At 60.3% G+C, this 19587-nt stretch carries 19 protein-coding genes and 1 tRNA gene; 6 read left to right on the forward strand and 14 right to left on the reverse strand.

Annotation, left to right across the window (positions count from 1 at the left end):
• The first annotated feature begins 402 nt into the window (after positions 1-402).
• Positions 403-972, forward strand: a complete 570-nt coding sequence (gene mepK, locus AC2FM5_RS07640) for a peptidoglycan L,D-endopeptidase MepK (protein WP_170338571.1) — start codon at positions 403-405, stop codon at positions 970-972.
• Positions 973-1103: 131 nt separating this feature from the next.
• Here the strand turns inward: mepK and AC2FM5_RS07645 are convergent.
• The 10 genes from AC2FM5_RS07645 to iscR all read right to left on the reverse strand — a co-directional run bounded on the left by AC2FM5_RS07645 (position 1104) and on the right by iscR (position 8917).
• Positions 1104-1180 (reverse strand) — tRNA-Arg (locus tag AC2FM5_RS07645).
• Positions 1181-1258: 78 nt separating this feature from the next.
• Positions 1259-2479 (reverse strand): cysteine desulfurase, encoded by a 1221-nt coding sequence (locus AC2FM5_RS07650; RefSeq protein ID WP_170367122.1) that lies wholly within the window; start codon positions 2477-2479, stop codon positions 1259-1261.
• 11 nt (positions 2480-2490) lie between these two features.
• Entirely contained in the window at positions 2491-3057 is a 567-nt protein-coding gene (locus AC2FM5_RS07655; protein WP_170439204.1) for a Yip1 family protein, read from the reverse strand.
• A complete protein-coding gene (locus tag AC2FM5_RS07660; RefSeq protein WP_170357884.1) occupies positions 3054-3539 on the reverse strand; it encodes a YIP1 family protein in 486 nt (161 codons plus the stop codon). Before AC2FM5_RS07660 ends, AC2FM5_RS07655 begins: the two co-directional genes overlap by 4 nt.
• Positions 3539-4819: a Fe-S cluster assembly protein SufD gene (gene sufD, locus AC2FM5_RS07665; RefSeq protein ID WP_496734848.1), complete on the reverse strand. Its 1281-nt coding sequence runs from the start codon at positions 4817-4819 to the stop codon at positions 3539-3541. Before sufD ends, AC2FM5_RS07660 begins: the two co-directional genes overlap by 1 nt.
• Positions 4819-5574 carry a Fe-S cluster assembly ATPase SufC gene (sufC, locus tag AC2FM5_RS07670; RefSeq protein WP_170357887.1) on the reverse strand — a complete coding sequence of 252 codons (756 nt, stop codon included), beginning with the start codon at positions 5572-5574 and terminating at the stop codon, positions 4819-4821. The genes sufD and sufC overlap by 1 nt, the downstream gene beginning before the upstream one ends.
• Positions 5575-5622: 48 nt before the next feature.
• Positions 5623-5820: a hypothetical protein gene (locus AC2FM5_RS07675; protein ID WP_496734850.1), complete on the reverse strand. Its 198-nt coding sequence runs from the start codon at positions 5818-5820 to the stop codon at positions 5623-5625.
• Positions 5820-7340: a Fe-S cluster assembly protein SufB gene (sufB, locus tag AC2FM5_RS07680; protein ID WP_170339113.1), complete on the reverse strand. Its 1521-nt coding sequence runs from the start codon at positions 7338-7340 to the stop codon at positions 5820-5822. Before sufB ends, AC2FM5_RS07675 begins: the two co-directional genes overlap by 1 nt.
• Positions 7341-7358: 18 nt before the next feature.
• Positions 7359-8402, reverse strand: coding sequence for a cysteine desulfurase family protein (locus AC2FM5_RS07685; RefSeq protein WP_170439200.1), 1044 nt, complete (start codon positions 8400-8402; stop codon positions 7359-7361).
• 56 nt (positions 8403-8458) lie between these two features.
• A complete protein-coding gene (gene iscR / locus AC2FM5_RS07690; RefSeq protein WP_093962098.1) occupies positions 8459-8917 on the reverse strand; it encodes a Fe-S cluster assembly transcriptional regulator IscR in 459 nt (152 codons plus the stop codon).
• A 178-nt stretch (positions 8918-9095) separates the two neighbouring features.
• On the opposite strand from iscR, the gene AC2FM5_RS07695 reads away from it, so the two are divergent.
• The 5 genes from AC2FM5_RS07695 to AC2FM5_RS07715 all read left to right on the forward strand — a co-directional run bounded on the left by AC2FM5_RS07695 (position 9096) and on the right by AC2FM5_RS07715 (position 14107).
• Complete coding sequence (locus tag AC2FM5_RS07695; protein ID WP_093962099.1) at positions 9096-9749, forward strand: alpha/beta hydrolase; 654 nt, start codon at positions 9096-9098, stop codon at positions 9747-9749.
• A complete protein-coding gene (locus AC2FM5_RS07700; RefSeq protein ID WP_093962100.1) occupies positions 9749-9994 on the forward strand; it encodes a hypothetical protein in 246 nt (81 codons plus the stop codon). Before AC2FM5_RS07695 ends, AC2FM5_RS07700 begins: the two co-directional genes overlap by 1 nt.
• A 365-nt stretch (positions 9995-10359) precedes the next feature.
• A complete protein-coding gene (locus tag AC2FM5_RS07705) occupies positions 10360-10695 on the forward strand; it encodes a DMT family transporter (RefSeq protein WP_170339109.1) in 336 nt (111 codons plus the stop codon).
• A 74-nt stretch (positions 10696-10769) separates the two neighbouring features.
• Positions 10770-12587, forward strand: coding sequence for a translational GTPase TypA (gene typA / locus AC2FM5_RS07710; protein WP_170338557.1), 1818 nt, complete (start codon positions 10770-10772; stop codon positions 12585-12587).
• A gap of 332 nt (positions 12588-12919) precedes the next feature.
• Entirely contained in the window at positions 12920-14107 is a 1188-nt protein-coding gene (locus tag AC2FM5_RS07715) for a hypothetical protein (protein ID WP_496734857.1), read from the forward strand.
• Positions 14108-14227: 120 nt separating this feature from the next.
• Here the strand turns inward: AC2FM5_RS07715 and AC2FM5_RS07720 are convergent, their stop codons facing one another.
• From AC2FM5_RS07720 to recA, 4 genes are all read right to left on the reverse strand, one after another.
• On the reverse strand, positions 14228-14851 hold the full coding sequence (locus AC2FM5_RS07720) for a transglutaminase-like cysteine peptidase (RefSeq protein ID WP_170339104.1): 624 nt from the start codon (positions 14849-14851) through the stop codon (positions 14228-14230).
• 378 nt (positions 14852-15229) lie between these two features.
• Positions 15230-15517, reverse strand: a complete 288-nt coding sequence (locus AC2FM5_RS07725; protein ID WP_093962104.1) for a DUF1330 domain-containing protein — start codon at positions 15515-15517, stop codon at positions 15230-15232.
• A gap of 1 nt (position 15518) precedes the next feature.
• The gene (gene alaS, locus AC2FM5_RS07730) at positions 15519-18191 is read right to left on the reverse strand and encodes an alanine--tRNA ligase (RefSeq protein ID WP_496734860.1); all 2673 of its coding nucleotides are present in this window, start codon (positions 18189-18191) and stop codon (positions 15519-15521) included.
• Between the two features lie 141 nt (positions 18192-18332).
• Positions 18333-19397 (reverse strand): recombinase RecA, encoded by a 1065-nt coding sequence (gene recA / locus AC2FM5_RS07735; protein WP_170339099.1) that lies wholly within the window; start codon positions 19395-19397, stop codon positions 18333-18335.
• Positions 19398-19587 lie beyond the last annotated feature (190 nt).

Here is a 19587-nt window from a genome sequence, read left to right on the forward strand (position 1 = left end):
GCTTGCGGCAAACAGAAAAATCGTACAGGTCCGACGGACAGAATTCATGGGATAGCCTTGGTTTTCAATAACTTGGAACACTAGTTTTTGCGCCCGACAATTATGTTTCACGCCTCGGGGGATTGTCCACTCACATTTCCAACAGCACATCACACCGCTCGCCCCCTGATGCGCGATTGCATCGTCTGGAAAAAAACGAAAGGGATTCAGGTCTGTTCGCCATATTTTTTGTCACTTGCGCAGATTTTCGCCGAAAATTCCCCGTAAGAAAGCACAAGACCAAAAGATCACTTGGCGCAAGAATCCCTCTGTGGCATAAAATCCGCATCTGGGATGGGAAAGAATTAAGAAGGCGCACGTAACATCGTGTGCAGGCAGGAACTGTACGGGACGAAACACGCTATGACCAAGAGCAGTACCTCGGGGATGACCCGGCGTGCCCTATTGGGCGCATTCGCGGCAACGGCAGTTGTTGCAGCACCAACCTACTCAAACGCAGCAGGCTTCCTTCGCGGGGGTGGAGACATCCGCAGGATCCGTATGTATTCGGGTCGTACCGGCGAGCGCTTGGACATGATCTACTGGGTCGATGGTAAATACGTCAAAGACGCGGTCAAGGAAATCAACCACTTCATGCGTGACTGGCGCACCGATCAGTCAAAGGACATGGATCTGCGCACGATCGACATCATGGCCGCGGCCCACAACCTGCTGGATGTGAACGAGCCCTACATGCTGTTGTCGGGCTACCGCTCTCCGCAGACCAACGCCATGCTGCGCCGTCGGTCGCGCGGTGTCGCCAAGAACTCTCTCCACGTCAAAGGTCAGGCTGCGGACCTGCGGCTTGCCTCCCGCTCGGTCTCACAGATGGCCAAGGCAGCCATTTCGTGCCGTGCCGGCGGTGTCGGCCAATACTATGGATCAAATTTCGTGCACATGGATTGCGGCGACGTTCGCTCCTGGCGCGGCTAATACACTACCACTCATCAACCCCGCAAAAAGCCCCGGCGCATCACTGCCCGGGGCTTTTTGCTGCGCAGCGCCCATCTGGCAATGACGGACACAGGCGCAGAAGCGCTACGCCTTGAAACTCTGGAAGAAAGTGGCGCACCTGAGAGGATTCGAACCTCTGGCCTCTGCCTTCGGAGGGCAGCGCTCTATCCAGCTGAGCTACAGGTGCGTTGGCCGTTAGCTAACCTTGTTCCGATCCGGGTGCAACTGGATTTTGCATGTCGGAACTCGGTTTAGCGACGAACAATCAGGCAAACAATTCGTGCGCCAGTTCCAGCGCATCGATCAGTGTGTCGACCTCATCGGTTGTGTTGTACAGACCAAAACTGGCGCGGCAGGTGGCCGTAACCCCGAGATGATCCATCAACGGACCGGCGCAATGGTGCCCCGCCCGAACGGCGACGCCCTTCTTGTCGAGAATGGTGGATACATCGTGCGCGTGGCCCGCACCATCCAGCGTAAAGCTGAAGATAGCGGCCTTGTCGGGCGTCGTCCCCTGAACCTGCAGCCAGTTCAGCCCGGTCAGGCGCTGCATTGCATAGTCGCGCAAGCCCGCCTCATGGGCCGCGATGTTGTCCATCCCCAAACTCATCATGTAGTCCAGCGCAACGCCCATGCCGATCGTCTGGACGATACCTGGAGTGCCGGCTTCGAATTTCATCGGCGGATCGTTGTAGATCACCGTGTCTTTCGACACCTCCTTGATCATATCGCCTCCTCCGATGAAGGGGCGCATCTCGGCCATACGTTCCGATTTGATGAAGATCGCGCCAGATCCCGAGGGGCCGTACAGCTTGTGCCCGGTGATAGCATAGAAATCACACCCGATATCCTGCAGATCCACCGGCATGTGAACCGCGCCCTGGCTTCCGTCGACCAGCACAGGCACCCCTTTGGCGTGAGCGCCTTCGGTGATCGCCTTCACGTCAACCACGGTACCCAGAACGTTGGAACACTGGGTCACCGCCACCAGTTTGGTCTTGGGCCCGATGGCGTCGATCACGGCCTGCGGATCCAGCGCACCACTTGCATCCACGTCCACCCATTTCAGAACGACGCCCTGGCGTTCGCGCAGGAAATGCCAAGGTACGATGTTGGCATGATGCTCCATGACGCTCAGAACAATTTCGTCACCGGCCTGCATCCGCGGCATGGCCCACCCATAGGCGACAAGGTTGATCCCCTCGGTCGTCCCGGAATTCAGGACGATCTCATCCTCATTCGCGACATTCAAAAACCGGGCGACGGTCCCGCGCACGGATTCGTACTTTTCGGTCGCCAGGTTCGACAGGTAGTGCAATCCGCGATGCACGTTCGAATACTCGTGCGCATAGGCATTGGTGACTGCATCTATCACCACCTGAGGTTTCTGCGCCGAGGCCCCATTGTCGAGATACGTCAACGGTTTCCCGTTCACCTCACGCGAGAGGATCGGGAAATCGGCGCGGATTTTCTGGACGTCATACATGAACGAATTCCCTAAACAGGCCCGCTTGGGGTCATCAACAGGACGAAGGGTATCGCCAGCAATCCCGAGATGAGGATGACCACGAAGGATTTGCCCAGCGAGTGGAAGTGGTGCGCCTGATTGATGAAATGCAGGCTGATGTAGAGGCTGTACAGGCTCATCCCCAATACGAGGATCAGGAACATCGTCGGCGCAACCATCACCATGACGAAGATGATCAATTGGCCCAGAATCTGCAGAAATTGCAGCCAGACCATTAGCAGCATCATGCCTTCCAGGCTACCGGTGCCGCCAAGCATCCTGCCGACAAAATGGAACGCGAAGATGCCCAAGAGAACGGCCCCGGCCGAAGTCGCCAACGACTGCACAACCGGTTCAAACGCCATATCCAGCGATGGATCAAGCGCCGGAAACACAAGGGTCGACAGTGATTGAGACAAAGCGTTCAGGACAACGACCAATGCCAGCGCTGTCCAAAGCACATCCCGACCGGGTACACTGGTCAACAGACGCCTTGCCGCCTCGGCCGGATTTGCCAGTGTCAGAACGGCCAGATGTCCCAGAAATGCGGCGTTCATGCCGGCGCCCTTCGTGTTTGAGAAAACCCGGAAAACCAGAACCAGACGAATACCGCAACCCACAGGGCCCCGGTCAGCGTCTGGACAGGGCCCGGACCGATGAAACCCGCCACCAGCCCGTTCAACAACACCAGCGGCGATGAGGCGAGCAGAGCCCAGAACAGCGCAAGCCGCGCCTGATAGGACGTGGTTGCACCGCCGAACATGCGAGAAATCAGATAAGTCCCCCAGGCAAGGACGTAAAGCAGTAACGGCAGAATGAAGACCGACCCCAGCAAGGCCCCACCCATCAGCATGTTCAGGTCCAACCCCTCAAGATGGGCACGGCGCGCAAGGCCCGGCAACTGTGCGATAAAGCCAATCACACAGAACGCCATGACAAAGGCCAGCGCGCGGTCTTCGCGCGGGCCCATGTCCAGCAGTCGACGCACCACCCGACCGGGCCCGCGATACGAGGCGACGATATCGGTGGTCACCGGCATCAGCTGTGCCGCGCCAACCAGCCTTCCAGCCGCGAGACGATGTCCTCGGCCAGCGCTTCGTCTTCGATCTCTTCCACGGCTTCGGCCAAAAAGGCCAGCGTCAGCATGTTGGTCGCCTCCTTTGCCGGAACCCCGCGCGAGCGCAGGTAGAACAGCGCGGTCTCGTCGATCGCACCCGAGGTCGACCCATGCGAACAGGCCACGTCGTCGGCATAGATCTCAAGCTCGGGCTTGGCCAGGAACTGACTGTCGTCATCCAGCAGCAAAGACTGGCTGATCTGGTAGCCATCGGTCTTCTGAGCGCCTTCCTTGACCAGGATCTTGCCTTGGAACACGCCGGTCGCGCCGTTGCGCAGAACCTTCTTGAACACCTGACGGCTTTCGCAGTTCACCGCGTCATGGGTGATGAACACCGTGTCGTCATGGTGGAAGTCGCCATCGCCCACGCAGGCGCCGGCCACATGCGCCACCGCATCGTCGCCGGTCAGCTCGACCACCTGTTCATTGCGCGTCAGCACACCATTCACGGTCAGGGTGAAAGACTTGTAGACGGAGTCCTTGCCCAACCGGGTGAACATATGCGTCGCGGCACGGCGCTGATGGTCCCTGCCCTGCGCCCGGACATGGTGCAGCGTGCCGCCATCGGCGATGTCGATCTCGATGCACTTGTTGAACCGCGAGGCCGCCGGGCCATTCTCGAGAATCGTCACCTCGGCGCCGCTTTCCACGCGGATCACGTGGTGCAGGATCGCGTCCGAGGTCTCGGAGTCGTGGCGATAGATCAGACTGATCGGCTTGGACGGGTTGCCGGTCACATGGATCGCCACGCCGTCCTGCACAAAGGCGGTGTTCAGCGCCGCCAGCGGGCGTTGAACCGGGGTCTGGCCCCGCTCCTCGAGCACGCCGTACAGTTGCTTGGCCCAGTGGATGTCCTTGCAGCAGATATCCTCAAGCCGGTCGATGCTCACGCCTTCCAGCGTCAGGTCATCGCTGTCCTCGGGGCTGAACACGCCATCGACGAAGACGATTTTAAGGCGGTCGAACCCGTCAAAGACCATCGGCTCGTCGGTGTGGAACACCTCGGCCGCCGGGGCCTCGGGCGAAATCAGCGTATCAGGACGCGTGTATTTCCAATACTCGTCGCGCCGCCCGGGCAGACCCATGGCGCGCAGCCGGGCCAGAGCCGCCTCGCGCGCATCGCGGGTGCAGCCAGCTTCGGGCATGCGCAGCGTGGCCAGCCGCGCCTCGGTCGCGGATTGTTTCACGTCGGGCAAGGCCATCAGTTCACCTCGGCAAGAATGTCGGCGTAACCGTTGTTTTCGACTTCCAGCGCCAGCTCGGGCCCGCCGGTCTTGACGATCCGGCCATCGGCCATGATGTGCACCACGTCGGGTTTGATGTGGTCCAGCAGGCGCTGATAGTGGGTGATCACCAGGAATCCACGGCCTTCGTCGCGCAGCGCGTTCACGCCCTCGGCAACCAGCTTCATCGCATCCACGTCAAGGCCCGAGTCGGTCTCGTCCAGGATGCACATCTTGGGCTCGAGCATCGCCATCTGCAGGATTTCGTTGCGCTTCTTCTCACCGCCCGAGAAACCCACGTTCACCGGGCGTTTCAGCATGTCGGCGTCGATCTTCAGCGACTTGGCCTTTTCGCGCACCAGTTTGAGGAAATCCGCGGCCGAGAGTTCTTCCTCGCCGCGCGCCTTGCGCTGGGCGTTCACGGCCGTGCGCAGAAACGTCATGTTGCCCACGCCCGGGATCTCGACCGGGTACTGGAACGCCAGAAATACGCCGGCGGCGGCACGCTCTTCCGGCTCCATCTCCAGCAGGTCCGCGCCATCCAGCGTCGCCGAACCCTCGGTGACCTCATACCCGTCACGGCCCGAAAGCACATAGCTGAGCGTCGACTTGCCCGAGCCGTTCGGCCCCATGATCGCGTGTACCTTGCCGGCCTCGACCGTCAGGTCTACGCCCTTGAGGATCTGCTTTTCTTCTTCCTCAAGTTTGACGTGCAGGTTCTTGATTTCCAGCATGTTTTGTCCTTTTGCGTATCTTCGGGACGCGCCGGCCCCGGTCTGTTCCTATCCCAGCACCCTGCGCAGCAGCCGCGCCGCGATCCATCCCAGGACCGCCCCGCCGCCGATTGCCCAGACCGGGTTGATGAAATCGGTGTCGTTGACGTTGACATAGGCCACGCCCAGCAGGCCGCCCAGCACCGGCAGCGCATAAGACGCAGCGGTCAGGACATCATCCCTGCGGAAGCGCGGCGAGCGGGCCATCAGCCGACCGAGCCTTCCAGCGAGATCGCGACCAGCTGCTGGGCTTCCATGGCGAACTCCATCGGCAGCGCCTGCAGCACGTCCTTGCAGAACCCGTTGACCACCAGCGCCACGGCCTCTTCCTCGTCCATGCCGCGCTGGCGGCAATAGAACAGCTGATCGTCATCGACCTTCGAGGTGGTAGCCTCGTGCTCGACCCGGCTGCTGTTGTTCTTGACCTCGATATACGGAACGGTATGCGCCCCGCATTTGTCGCCGATCAGCAGGCTGTCGCATTGGGTATAGTTGCGGCTGTTCTTGGCCTTGGGGTGCATCGACACCAGCCCGCGATAGGTGTTCTGGGCCTTGCCCGCGCTGATGCCCTTGGACACGATGCGCGACTTGGTGTTCTTGCCCAAATGGATCATCTTGGTGCCGGTATCGGCCTGCTGCATGTTGTTGGTGATGGCGATCGAGTAGAACTCGCCTTGGCTGTCATCGCCCCGCAGGATGCAGGACGGGTATTTCCAGGTCACGGCACTGCCGGTCTCGACCTGCGTCCACATCACCTTGGACCGGTCGCCCCGACAATCGGCACGCTTGGTCACGAAGTTGTAGATGCCGCCCTTGCCGTTCTCGTCACCCGGGAACCAGTTCTGGACGGTCGAGTATTTCACCTCGGCGTCTTCTTCGACGATGATCTCGACCACTGCGGCGTGCAGCTGCGCGGTATCACGCTGGGGCGCGGTGCAGCCTTCCAGATAGGACACGTACGAGCCCTTGTCGGCGATGATCAGAGTGCGTTCGAACTGGCCGGTGTTTTCAGCGTTGATGCGGAAATAGGTGCTCAGCTCCATTGGGCAGCGTACGCCGGGCGGCACATAGACGAACGAGCCGTCCGAGAATACGGCCGAGTTCAGCGTGGCGTAGAAATTGTCCGACACCGGCACCACCGAGCCCAGGTATTTCTTGACCAGTTCAGGGTGTTCCTTGATCGCCTCGGAGATCGAGCAGAAGATGACGCCGGCCTTCTTCAGCTCGGCTTGGAAGGTCGTGCCAACCGAAACCGAGTCGAACACCGCATCCACCGCGACCTTGCGGCCCTCGGCCGGGGCATCCTCGGCACCTTCCACGCCGGCCAGAATCATCTGTTCTTTCAGCGGGATACCGAGCTTCTCGTAAGTGGCCAGCAGTTTCGGATCGACCTCGTCCAGCGACTTGGGCTTGGTCTCCATCGACTTGGGTCGGGCATAGTAATACTGGTCCTGAAAATCGATTTCAGGATAGTGGACCATGGCCCATTTTGGCTCTTCCATCTGGGTCCAGCGCTCGAAGGCCTTCAGGCGCCATTCGGTCATCCACTCGGGCTCTTCGTTCTTTTCCGATATCAGCTTGACGATATCGGGGTTCACGCCCTTGGGCGCGTACTCCATCTCGATATCGGTATCCCACCCGTATTTGTAGGTTCCGACCTCGCGCACCGCGTCAACGGTTTCCTGATCGACACCTTCTTTTACCTGGGTCTGGTCCAAAGCGGCCATGTTCCACCCTCCGTCAGATCACGCGGCCCGCGCGCGATGCTTTTTCTCTTTTTCCAGCCACGTCTCGGCGAAACGCAGCACGTCTTCTTCACTCGTCTCGGGGCCCAGCGAAACGCGTACCGCGCTGGCCGCCGTGGCCTCGTCATATCCCATCGCGGTCAGTACCGCGCTTGCCCTCACCTTGCCGCTGGAGCAGGCCGAACCGGCGCTGATCGCAAAGCCCGACAGATCCATCTGCATCACCTGCGTTTCGCCCTTCCAGCCGGGCGTCGCAAAGCACAGGGTGTTGGGCAACCGATCCTGATCTTTCCCGACAAAAATAGTAGATTTAGAACCAGCCTCAAGGGCCTTTTCTAGAATATTTCTAAGCTCTGCAACCTTTTCCCAAACTCCGTTTGCCAGATCCCGCGCCGCCGCTTCAGCCGCAGCGCCGAACCCAGCGATTCCAATGACATTTTCCGTCCCCGACCGGCGCCCCATTTCCTGGCCACCGCCCTTGATCCGGGCCTCCAGATCCGTGCCGCGTTTCATCACCACGGCACCCACACCCTTTGGCCCGCCCAGCTTGTGCGCCGAGACCAACGCCATCTGCACATCCAGCCAGTTGAAGGCGATCGGCAGTTTCCCGAACGCCTGCGTGGCATCGGTGACGGCTAGACCCTTGGGCAAGGCCTGAATGATCCCGGTTTCAGAATTGGCGAGTTGCAACGTGGACCGGTCCGGGTCGGCTACGGCGACAACGCCTTGGTGCGAAACCGGCAAATCCTCGACAGTCCAGGCCCTTACGGCATCATGTTCGATCGCCGCGCCATGCAGGTTGCGCCCTTCCAAGGCCAGCGCCGCGCCTTCGGTCGACCCGGATGTGAACACGATATCGGCCCCATCCGCCCCAAAGGCCGCGGCCACCTGCGCACGCGCCTTTTCGATGACAGCCTTGGCCGCTCGCCCCTCAGCATGGACCGAGGAGGGGTTGCCGCAGACCTCCATCGCCGCGATCATCGCGTCGCGCGCCTCGGGGCGCAGCCGGGTCGTGGCGTTGTGATCCAGGTAAACACGTCTCATGGACTCACCTTTTCATCCACGGCCACGCCCCTCGAGATTCCCAATCCACTCACCGGTCAATCATCCACGACCGAGAACAGCCCCGGCACCGCCGGACACGGCGCAAGGTCGTTCTGGATCACATCGGACAAGCGTGTCTGGTGCAGGAATACGTAGACATGCGCGCTGAGACTTTCCCACAGGCGGTTGGTCAGCGACTGCGCCCGGCTGCCCGAGGATCCCCCCGACGCCCCGGCCCCCTTGTGCATGGCATCAACTGTTTCATCCACGGCTGACAGAATCTCGACCACGCGGATCTCCGACGCCGGCCGCGCCAAACGATAGCCGCCGCCCGGCCCGCGCACGGATGCAACCAGATCGGCACGGCGCAGCTTGACGAACAGCTGCTCCAGATAGGGCAGCGAAATGTCCTGACGCTCGGAAATCTCTCCCAGGGTCACCAGCGTGTCGGCGGGTTGAAGCGCGATGTCCGCCAACGCCACCATCGCGTAACGGCCCTTGGTTGACAGCTTCATTCTTCGATCCTCGTGGCTTGAACCGCGTGAAAACATTGACGTCGCCGCGGTCAGTGCGTATCTCCGACTGACAGCGTGCTCACGCTGCGATACTCAATTAGAACCGTTCTAAGGTGCCTGACGATAACCGTCAAGTATATCCCGGCGCCCGCGAGAAAAAGACAGGACAACCGCACACATGCCCGAGGTGATTTTTCCCGGACCTGAAGGCCGACTGGAAGGCCGTTACCACCCCCAAAAGGAAAAAGACGCACCGATCGCCATCGTGCTGCACCCGCACCCCCAGTTCGGCGGGACCATGAACAACAAGGTCGTCTACAACCTGCACTACGCGTTCTACAACATGGGTTTTACGGTCCTGCGCTTCAATTTCCGGGGCGTCGGCCGCAGCCAGGGCGAGTATGACCAGGGAGTCGGAGAACTCAGCGACGCGGCATCGGCGTTGGACTATCTGCAGTCGATGAACAACAACTCGAAACATTGCTGGGTTGCAGGCTTTTCGTTCGGAGCCTGGATCGGCATGCAGTTGCTGATGCGTCGCCCCGAGATCACCGGCTTCATCAGCGTGTCGCCGCCCGCGAACATGTATGATTTTTCGTTCCTTGCCCCCTGCCCCTCGTCCGGGCTGATCATCAACGGAACGGCTGACCGGGTGGCACCGCCGGCGGACACCACCGCACTGGTCGGAAAGCTGCACGAGCAGAAGGGTATCACCATCACCCACACCGAGGTTGAAGGAGCCGACCACTTCTTCCAGGGTGAGCACATGGATACGCTGATGACCAACGTGACCGACTACGTCAAACGCCGCCTGACCGAGAACACACGCTGATGTCCGACACCATCACCATTCTCGCGGCGAAACTGGCCGAGGATACGATGAAGGTCATGGACGAAACCGGCCAGGATCGGTTCTACGTCGAAGTCGGTGACGTGCTGGGCGCAGCCTCCCAATCGCTTGAGGAGGCTTTCCTTACCGAAATCCGCGTCCGGTTGGCCGAGCGCAAGGCGCGGCAATTCCTGATCAAGAGGCTGTCGGATCACCGGTCCAAGGTGAAGGCGATCGAAAAGCAATAGGCGCAAAAAAAGGAGCCCGCGGGCTCCTTTTTCGTTTCATTCGTGGCGTTCAAACTGTTGTTGCGCTTGACCTATCAACCAATTTGGCTGCGTCAGTATCGACGGACCCCCCGTCAGCAAGCCACCCAATCGCCACGATAATTGCCGAAGCAAACACGACCGTTTTTGCAAATGTCGTCATGAAACACACTCGTTAAAAAAGTAATCGAAAACGTGCAGTAGTTTACACACTTTCCGGCCTTGCCATAGTCGGGTTTACCTGACCCTAGGTGAACCAACGAAAGGGGCGGCTGCCTGAATTTCCTTGCGCCGTTTCTGAATTCTGTGCTCAACGTCCCAGCAGATGCATCAAGGGTTCAAGAACCATGCCCCACGCCTACCTGATCCTCCTTCTCGCCGTTATTGCCGAGACAATCGGAACGACCGCACTGCAGGCCAGCCAGCAATTCACCCGGTTCTGGCCCTCGGTTCTGGTGGTGGTGGGCTATGGCTTTGCCTTTTACCTGATGGCGCTGACGCTGAAGGTAATGCCCGTCGGCATCGTTTACGCGATCTGGTCCGGGCTTGGCATCGCTCTGATTGCGCTGATCGGCTTTGTGGTTTTCGGTCAACGGCTGGACTGGCCGGCGGTTCTGGGCCTTGCGATGATTCTGGGCGGTATTCTGGTCATCCACCTCTTTTCGCAGACTGCGGGCCACTGATCGCGCGTTAGGGCTGGTAACTTGTGCCGCGCCGCGTTATGCGCGCGGCAACTTCCCGTTCAAAGGCTGACCTCATGGACCTGCGCAACATCGCAATCATCGCTCACGTGGACCACGGTAAAACGACCCTGGTTGACGAGCTTCTGAAACAATCCGGTGCATTCCGGGAAAACCAGGCCGTGGCCGAGCGCGCCATGGACAGCAACGACCTGGAACGTGAACGCGGCATCACCATTCTGGCCAAGGCCACCAGTGTCGAGTGGAAAGGCACTCGCATCAACATCGTTGACACGCCCGGCCACGCCGATTTCGGCGGCGAGGTCGAGCGTATCCTCAGCATGGTCGACGGTGTTGTGCTTCTGGTCGATGCCGCCGAAGGCCCGATGCCCCAGACGAAATTCGTGACCTCGAAGGCGCTGGCACTGGGTCTGCGTCCAATCGTGGTGCTGAACAAGGTCGACAAGCCCGATGCCGAGCCCGACCGCGCGCTGGACGAATGCTTTGACCTGTTCGCCAACCTCGGCGCCGACGACGACCAGCTGGATTTCCCTGCCATGTACGCCTCGGGGCGGTCGGGCTGGGCCGATATGGAACTGGACGGCCCGCGCAAGGACCTGTCCGCTCTGTTCGACCTCGTAGTCGACCACGTTCCCGCCCCCAAACAAGCTGAGCGCAAGGATGAACCCTTCCGCATGTTGGCGACCACTCTGGGCAGCGACCCGTTCATCGGTCGCATCCTGACCGGCCGTGTGGAAAGCGGTACGCTCAAAGCGGGTGACAGCCTCAAAGCGCTCAGCCGTGACGGCAAGCTGATCGAGAATTTCCGGGCTACCAAGATCCTGGCCTTCCGCGGCCTCAGCCAGCAACCGATCGACGTCGCCGAAGCGGGCGACATCGTAACCATCGCAGGCATGAGCAAGGCCACCGTTGCGGATTCGCTGGTGGCGCCCCAGGTGGACGAGGCCCTGCCCGCCCAGCCGATCGACCCGCCGACCATCACCGTCACCTTCGGCATCAACGACTCGCCGCTGGCGGGGCGTGACGGCAAGAAGGTCCAGTCGCGCGTCATTCGTGACCGCCTGATGAAAGAGGCCGAATCGAACGTGGCCATCCAGATCACGGACACCCCCGGCGGCGAAGCCTTCGAGGTTGCGGGCCGAGGTGAATTGCAGATGGGCGTTCTGATCGAGAACATGCGTCGCGAAGGGTTCGAGCTCAGCATCTCGCGTCCGCAGGTTCTGTTCCGCGAGGAAGACGGCCAACGCCTGGAGCCCATCGAGGAAGTCACCATCGACGTGGATGACGAATTCTCGGGCGCAGTCATCGAAAAGGTGACGGGCGCGCGCAAGGGCGAGCTGGTTGAGATGCGCCCCGCAGGAGTTGGCAAAACCCGCATCATTGCGCATGTCCCGTCGCGCGGTCTGATCGGCTATCATGGTGAATTCCTGACAGACACCCGCGGCACCGGCGTTCTGAATCGCGTTTTCCACGGTTGGGCGCCGCACAAGGGCCCGATCCCCGGACGGCGCGCCGGCGTTCTGATCTCGATGGAGAACGGACAGGCCGTCGCATACGCGCTGTGGAACCTGGAAGAGCGTGGGCGGATGTTCGTCGGCCCCCAGACCGATGTGTATCAGGGCATGATCATCGGCGAACATTCGCGGGACAATGACCTTGAGGTGAACCCGCTGAAAGGCAAGAAACTGACCAACGTGCGGGCCAGCGGTTCGGACGATGCCGTTCGCCTGACACCGCATGTCCAGTTCTCGCTGGAGGAGGCCATTGCTTACATCGACGACGATGAGCTGGTCGAAGTAACTCCGAACGCGATCCGACTGCGAAAGCGGTTCCTTGACCCGCACGAACGCAAGCGTATGGCCAAGTCAGCCTGACCCCCGGTCCGTTCGATTTTGGACGGGTCGGAAACAATGGCGCGAATGTGACATTTTTGCGTCCATCTGAAACAGTGTTTTCTCAGGGAAGCCATGAATGGATCATGGCTTCCCTTTTGTTTTGCCTGCAATTTCATCCATAAGATGAGTTAATTCCGTATTGCTATCGCGGTGTTGCCCTTGAAAATGCGACGTGATAGGGGTGTAATTGTGTTCAAAGTGTGTCATCGCCAGGTTGTTCGGTGATGAGTTTAACGAGTTTAAGGAGGCGCGATATGCGCATCAAATCCCGTCTACTGACAATAGTATTTGCTTCAGCTTCATTGCCGCTGATGTCCGGCGGACCTGTTGTCGCCGCGGACAAATGTACGATCCAGACAGCCCGGCAGTCGGTTTCCACAGAAACCCTGTGTGCCTGTACGGTCGTGGATGCACGGATGCTGCGTTACATCCAGCGTCGTGCCGATTTTGAAGACATTCTTGCCCGCACTTTGCAGACCTGCCCGGCTTTTGCAGCCGTACTGACGGATTTCCCTACCGCGTCGATCGGGACGGTTGATCAAAGATCCGGCGACGGCCCTTCGGACCCGGGTGGCAGTTCTTCGGGCGGCAGCTCGAGCGGCGGTAGCTCGAGCGGCGGCAGTTCCTCTGGCGGAAGCGGAGTTACCCCAACTGGTGGCGGCAGCTCCAGTGGTGGCAGCTCAAGCGGCGGTAGCTCTAGCGGTGGCAGTTCCAGTGGCGGCAGCTCTAGCGGCGGCAGCTCCAGCGGTGGAAGCTCCAGCGGTGGCAGCTCCAGCGGTGGCAGCTCCAGCGGTGGCAGCTCCAGCGGTGGGTCCGGTGATGGCGGTGGCAGCTCAAGCGGCGGTAGCTCCAGTGGCGGTTCCGGTGACGGTGGCAGTTCCAGTGGCGGTAGCTCCAGTGGCGGGTCCGGCGATGGTGGTGGCAGCTCAAGCGGTGGCAGCTCCAGCGGTGGGTCCGGTGATGGCGGCAGCTCAAGCGGCGGTAGCTCCAGCGGTGGGTCCGGTGATGGCGGCAGCTCAAGCGGCGGTAGCTCTAGCGGTGGGTCCGGTGATGGCGGCAGCTCAAGCGGCGGTAGCTCCAGCGGTGGGTCCGGTGATGGCGGCAGCTCAAGCGGCGGTAGCTCCAGCGGTGGGTCCGGTGATGGCGGCAGCTCAAGCGGCGGTAGCTCCAGCGGTGGGTCCGGCGATGGCGGCTCGGGCGGTGGCGACGGCGGTGACGGCGGCGGCTCGGGTGATGGCGGCTCGGGCGGTGGCGACGGCGGTGACGGCGGCGGCTCGGGTGATGGCGGCTCGGGCGGCGGCGACGGTGGCAGCTCAAGCGGCGGCAACGGTAACGGCGGTGGCAACGGTAACGGCGGCGGCAACGGTAACGGCGGCGGCAACGGTAACGGCGGCGGCAACGGTAACGGCGGCGGCGTCAACGGTAATAATGGCGGTGGAAATGGACCGGAAGGCGCAAGCCCTGGTCAGGGCAACAACGCCAACAATGACGAGGACTAACCGCCTTTGGTCGTGATGCCACGTTTCAGTGGCAATCTGGCATACAAATGAAAAAGGGCGATGAATTCATCGCCCTTTTTTTTGCTGGAGCCTTCAAGAAACTCAAATCGCTGTGGCTTCTTAGCTTCGCCCGTAAATCCCAACCCAACGCTGGGGCTGTTTCGGATCCTGCATCCGCAGGAACAAATAGCGTGTGGCCGACCAGGGTTTGATCCGATTGGTCAGGTTGTCCAGCACGAGATCACCTTGATTGGAGCGGTAAACCAGAACCGCGTGAGGGCCGCGGCGGGTGTCCAAAACGGTCGCCAGCAAAAGCTTGTTGGGATCAATTCCAGCCTTGATCAGGTCACGCTTTTTCAGCAGCGCAAAATCCTCGCAATCACCGCCGCGCGATGTTGGCAGGGCCCAACGCTCCCGCGTCTTGTACTGCACTTGGTCCGTGACCTCACGCGTTGTCGCATTGACCTGGGCATTGATTTGCTTGACCAGTCGCAATTCCTGATGGCTGGGCAGCGAAACCGACTTCTTGTTCGCACAAGCCCAAGCATACTGGCGGCACAAGGTCCGTGCGCCCGACGGCGGTGGCGAAGCCGAAAACCCCGAAATGAAAGCTGTCTCTGAAGCGCTGGCTTGTCCTGTCGCAAGAACGGCACCGCCGATCACTCCCAACACACCCAGAGCCAATGTGGCCTTGCTGGCCGCGCGACTTGCCACTGTGTTGAGCCTGTCCAAAACCCGTTTCATGCCTGTCCCTCGATCCCATACGTTCGACTGACTGCCGCTTCTGAGGACCACATTCTGCTTTTGGAAACTATCCGTTAACAGACTGGCTCTGGCAATCCTCGGTCAGGTTGTCGGCAAAAAACGGCGGAAATTCGTAACTCAATATGACCTTTTCCGCGCAAGAAAATGGCGAAGCCTGACACAATTAGAGGTAGAACGTCATAGTTTCGCCGCCACAAAAAAGCTCAACCCATTGAAAGTATGAGGGAAATTTTGTTGCGGGACGTGATCACCGGAACACTATCGGCCCAATTACAGGATCGGCGTCGCAACTTTGGCTGACGTTGCGTCACCCAAAGCGGGTTCCGGAGCCAATCCAAGACCGGATCCGGTTGATTCTCACTCGGTCGTTTCGACGACCAGCAATTCGCGCTCGCTTGCGCCCCGGGCGTGGCTCAGGGCTTCTTGGTATTCAGCCGAGTTGTAACAGGCGACGGCGGCTTCAACCGACGGGAACTTCGCCACGACATTGCGGGGCCGCTCTTTGCCTTCCAGTTGGACATAGCGTCCTGCACGGGCAATGAACGTGCCCCCATGTTTGGAAATGGCCGGGCCGGCAAGCTCGGCGTATTTGCCATAAGCTTCGGCATCAGTAACCGTGACATGTGCAATCCAGAGTGCTGGCATCTTATCCTCCCAAAACCTCTTCCGCGGCCTTGATGGCCGCCGCGGCGTTGGCGGCATCGCGACCACCGCCCTGCGCCATGTCGGGACGCCCGCCGCCGCCCTTGCCGCCCAGTTCCTGCACGGCGGCCTTGACCAGATCGACGGCCGATATCGACTGCGTCAGGTCGCTTGTGACACCGGCAGCAACTGCAGCCTTGCCGCCCGTGTCGGCGATCAGAAGAACGGCGCCCGATCCCAGCCGCGCTTTGTGCTCATCAATGAGGGCCGGCAGATCCTTGCCCGACACACCATTCAGAGCCTGTGCCAGGAACTTGACGCCGTTGATCTCTTTGGCTTCCGCGCCGCCGCCTTGACCGGCTCCACCGGCCATCGCCAGATCGCGGCGCAGTTGCGCCACTTCGTTCTGCAACGACTTGCGCTCGTCCAGCAGAGCTTTGATGCGATCGACGACATCATCCGGCTGCGCCTTCAACTCGGCAGCAATCTGGCCAAGCCGCCGATCCTGCTCGGTCAAGTACCGCAATGCAGAGTCCCCGGTCAGAGCCTCGATCCGCCGCACGCCCGCGCTGCTTGCACTGTCACCCAGAATGACAAAGGTCCCGATATCTCCTGTCTGGCACACATGCGTACCGCCACACAGTTCGATCGACCAGGTTTGGCCGTCGTGACCCTTGCCGGTCTGGGCCTTGCCCATCGAGACGACCCGGACTTCGTCGCCGTATTTCTCACCGAACAACGCCTGTGCACCCAAGGCGCGGGCATCGTCCGGGGTCATGATACGGGTTTCGACCGTCGAGTTCTGACGAATGAACTCATTCACCTCGCGTTCCACGGTCTGCAGCTCGGCCGGTGTCAGCGCTTTGGCGTGGCTGAAATCAAACCGCAGACGGTCGGCAGCATTCAACGATCCGCGCTGTGCAACATGATCGCCAAGCGTTTCTCGCAGCGCTTCGTGCAGGAGGTGCGTCGCCGAGTGGTTCGCTCGGATGGCCGAACGCCGGGCGTGATCGACTTCGAGCTCGACGGCATCACCTTTGGCGATCGCACCGCTGTCCACGACGATCTTGTGTGCATAGACCTTGCCATCCGCGAACTTCCGGGTGTCTTCGACCGTCGCGCTCTGGGTGCGATCTTCAAGACGGCGGATGCTGCCGGAATCGCCAACTTGGCCACCCGCCTCGCCGTAGAAGGGTGTCTGATTTACGACCACCCAGCCGGATCCGCCCTGCTCGATACGGTCCACAAGGTCACCGTCGACCACCAGAGCCACTACCTGACCCTCGGCCATTTCGGTTTCGTAGCCCAGGAAATCGGTCGCACCGCTTGCGTCCAGTATGTCGAACCAGACCGCCTGATCTGCTGCCTCGCCCGAACCAGCCCAGGCGGCGCGCGCCTTCGCCTTCTGCTCGGCCATGGCGGTGTCGAACCCGGCGGTATCAACCGTCCGACCTTTTTCGCGCAGGGCATCCTGGGTCAGGTCAAGCGGGAAGCCATAGGTGTCATACAGCTTGAAGGCGGCATCCCCGGGCAGTGGCGCCCCGTCCGGCAGGCCCGCCACTTCGTCATCCAGCAGCTTGAGCCCCCGGTCCAACGTCTGCTTGAACCGGGTTTCCTCCAACAACAACGTCTCTTCGATCAGAGCCTGAGCACGACCCAGCTCGGAATACTGCGCGCCCATCAATTGAACCAGTGTCGGAACAAGTTTGTGCATGACCGGATCCTTGGCGCCCAGAAGATGCGCGTGGCGCATGGCCCGGCGCATGATCCGGCGCAGGACATAACCGCGACCATCATTCGAGGGCATGACCCCGTCTGCAATCAGGAACGAGGTCGACCGCAAGTGGTCGGCAATCACCCGATGGTGCACATTCTGATTGCCATAGGGGTCCACATGCGTGACTTCGGCCGAGGCCTCGATCAGTGTCTTGAAAAGGTCGGTGTCATAGTTGTCATGGCTGCCCTGCAGCAACGCACCGATCCGTTCCAGACCCATGCCGGTATCGATCGACTGCATGTCCAGTTCACGCATCGAGCCGTCTTCGAACTGCTCGTTCTGCATGAAAACGATATTCCAAATCTCGATGAACCGGTCACCGTCTTCCTCGGCCGATCCCGGAGGTCCGCCCCAGATGTGGTCGCCGTGATCATAGAAGATCTCGGTACAGGGGCCGCAGGGACCGGTCGGGCCCATTTGCCAGAAATTGTCGCTGGTGGCGATGCGGATGATCCGGTCCTCGGGAACGCCGACTTTCTTCCATATCTCAAACGCCTCGTCATCGGTATGATAGACGGTCGTCAGCAGACGGTTCTTGTCGATCCCGAACTCCTTGGTGATCAACTCCCAAGCGAACGGAATCGCTTCCGATTTGAAATAATCGCCGAACGAGAAGTTGCCCAGCATCTCGAAGAACGTGTGGTGGCGGGCCGTGTAACCAACATTGTCCAGGTCGTTATGCTTGCCGCCGGCGCGCACGCATTTCTGCGCCGTGGTGGCACGTGTGTAGTCGCGGGTCTCAAGGCCGGTGAACAGGTTCTTGAACTGCACCATGCCCGAGTTAACGAACATCAGCGTCGGGTCGTTGCGCGGCACAAGCGGGCTCGATGCGACCACTTCGTGCCCTTGTTTGGCAAAGTAGTTCAGAAAGGTTGAGCGGATATCGTTCAGCGTGGGCATTGGGCTCTCTCAGCGCGCATTCATGATCTATCGCGACGGTTTAGCCCCCTGCCCGCCGATAGTCCACAGGATTGCTGCACCGCAAACGAAACAAGGTGAACCCGAAGGCTCACCTAGCCAGTGTTCTCTCGGATCTTCCGATCAGGCTTCGAGGATATCATCCTCGTCCGCCGCAGGCGGCATGTCGAAATCAAGCCCGTGCGCGGCACGGATCTTATCCTCGATTTCCAGCGCAACCCGACTGTTGTCCCGCAGGTATTGCTTGGCGTTTTCACGCCCCTGCCCGATCCGCTCGTCCCCATAGCTGAACCACGAGCCGGACTTTTCGACCACTCCAGCTTTGACGCCTAGATCCAGCAGTTCGCCCATCTTGCTGATGCCCTCGCCATACATGATGTCGAATTCCACCTGCTTGAACGGCGGGGCCACCTTGTTCTTGACCACCTTCACGCGGGTCTGGTTGCCGACCACCTCATCGCGGTCTTTGATCGCGCCGATGCGGCGGATGTCCAGGCGGACCGAGCTGTAGAATTTCAGGGCGTTGCCCCCGGTCGTGGTTTCCGGGCTGCCGAACATCACGCCGATCTTCATGCGGATCTGGTTGATGAAAATCACCATGCAGTTGCTGCGGGCGATCGAGCCGGTCAGTTTGCGCATCGCCTGGCTCATCAGCCGGGCCTGCACACCCACGTTGCTGTCGCCCATGTCGCCTTCCAGCTCGGATTTCGGCGTCAGCGCCGCCACAGAGTCCACCACGACCATGTTCACCGCCCCGGAACGCACCAGCGTATCGGTGATTTCCAGCGCCTGCTCACCCGTGTCGGGCTGCGAGATCAGCAGTTCGTCCAGATCCACCCCCAGCTTGCGCGCGTATTGCGGGTCCAGCGCATGTTCCGCATCGACGAATGCACAGACGCCGCCGCGTTTCTGCTGCTCGGCGATACAATGCAGGGTCAGGGTCGTCTTGCCCGAGCTTTCCGGGCCGTAGATTTCGACAATCCGACCCATCGGAAGTCCGCCGATGCCAAGCGCGATATCCAGCCCAAGTGACCCGGTCGAACTGGCTTCGATCTCCTGCCGGGCACCATCGCCCAGTTTCATGATCGAGCCCTTGCCGAACTGCCGCTCGATCTGCGCCAACGCGCTGTCCAGCGCCTTTTGCTTGTCGGGGTTTTTCTTGTCGTTCATTGTCAGAAGATCCGCCATTGTCCTGTCGCCTTCCCTTTTGTCACACCCATCACCGGGCGGCAATCGCTGCTTTGTTCGCCTCTTGTTCCTTATGAGATCAAAAAGAGAACATTTCAACAAAAACTTTCATTCCTTACCATTCGACGAAGAGGTTAAAGAGTCGTTTACTCAGACCTCGAAACTTCTCAATCATGCCCAAGGCTCTGTC

The organism is Ruegeria sp. BHSA162 (assembly GCF_059613385.1).

What these genes read in the sequence shown, in the direction of transcription:
- AC2FM5_RS07695 (WP_093962099.1), top strand. Translation starts at nt 9,096, where the DNA reads ATGCCCGAGGTGATTTTTCCCGGACCTGAAGGCCGACTGGAAGGCCGT.
- recA (WP_170339099.1), bottom strand. Translation starts at nt 19,397, where the DNA reads ATGGCGGATCTTCTGACAATGAACGACAAGAAAAACCCCGACAAGCAA.
- AC2FM5_RS07660 (WP_170357884.1), bottom strand. Translation starts at nt 3,539, where the DNA reads ATGCCGGTGACCACCGATATCGTCGCCTCGTATCGCGGGCCCGGTCGG.
- AC2FM5_RS07655 (WP_170439204.1), bottom strand. Translation starts at nt 3,057, where the DNA reads ATGAACGCCGCATTTCTGGGACATCTGGCCGTTCTGACACTGGCAAAT.
- AC2FM5_RS07715 (WP_496734857.1), top strand. Translation starts at nt 12,920, where the DNA reads ATGTCCGGCGGACCTGTTGTCGCCGCGGACAAATGTACGATCCAGACA.
- AC2FM5_RS07675 (WP_496734850.1), bottom strand. Translation starts at nt 5,820, where the DNA reads ATGGCCCGCTCGCCGCGCTTCCGCAGGGATGATGTCCTGACCGCTGCG.
- sufC (WP_170357887.1), bottom strand. Translation starts at nt 5,574, where the DNA reads ATGCTGGAAATCAAGAACCTGCACGTCAAACTTGAGGAAGAAGAAAAG.
- AC2FM5_RS07705 (WP_170339109.1), top strand. Translation starts at nt 10,360, where the DNA reads ATGCCCCACGCCTACCTGATCCTCCTTCTCGCCGTTATTGCCGAGACA.
- AC2FM5_RS07685 (WP_170439200.1), bottom strand. Translation starts at nt 8,402, where the DNA reads ATGAGACGTGTTTACCTGGATCACAACGCCACGACCCGGCTGCGCCCC.
- sufD (WP_496734848.1), bottom strand. Translation starts at nt 4,819, where the DNA reads ATGGCCTTGCCCGACGTGAAACAATCCGCGACCGAGGCGCGGCTGGCC.
- mepK (WP_170338571.1), top strand. Translation starts at nt 403, where the DNA reads ATGACCAAGAGCAGTACCTCGGGGATGACCCGGCGTGCCCTATTGGGC.
- AC2FM5_RS07720 (WP_170339104.1), bottom strand. Translation starts at nt 14,851, where the DNA reads ATGAAACGGGTTTTGGACAGGCTCAACACAGTGGCAAGTCGCGCGGCC.
- AC2FM5_RS07650 (WP_170367122.1), bottom strand. Translation starts at nt 2,479, where the DNA reads ATGTATGACGTCCAGAAAATCCGCGCCGATTTCCCGATCCTCTCGCGT.
- AC2FM5_RS07725 (WP_093962104.1), bottom strand. Translation starts at nt 15,517, where the DNA reads ATGCCAGCACTCTGGATTGCACATGTCACGGTTACTGATGCCGAAGCT.
- iscR (WP_093962098.1), bottom strand. Translation starts at nt 8,917, where the DNA reads ATGAAGCTGTCAACCAAGGGCCGTTACGCGATGGTGGCGTTGGCGGAC.
- alaS (WP_496734860.1), bottom strand. Translation starts at nt 18,191, where the DNA reads ATGCCCACGCTGAACGATATCCGCTCAACCTTTCTGAACTACTTTGCC.
- sufB (WP_170339113.1), bottom strand. Translation starts at nt 7,340, where the DNA reads ATGGCCGCTTTGGACCAGACCCAGGTAAAAGAAGGTGTCGATCAGGAA.
- AC2FM5_RS07700 (WP_093962100.1), top strand. Translation starts at nt 9,749, where the DNA reads ATGTCCGACACCATCACCATTCTCGCGGCGAAACTGGCCGAGGATACG.
- typA (WP_170338557.1), top strand. Translation starts at nt 10,770, where the DNA reads ATGGACCTGCGCAACATCGCAATCATCGCTCACGTGGACCACGGTAAA.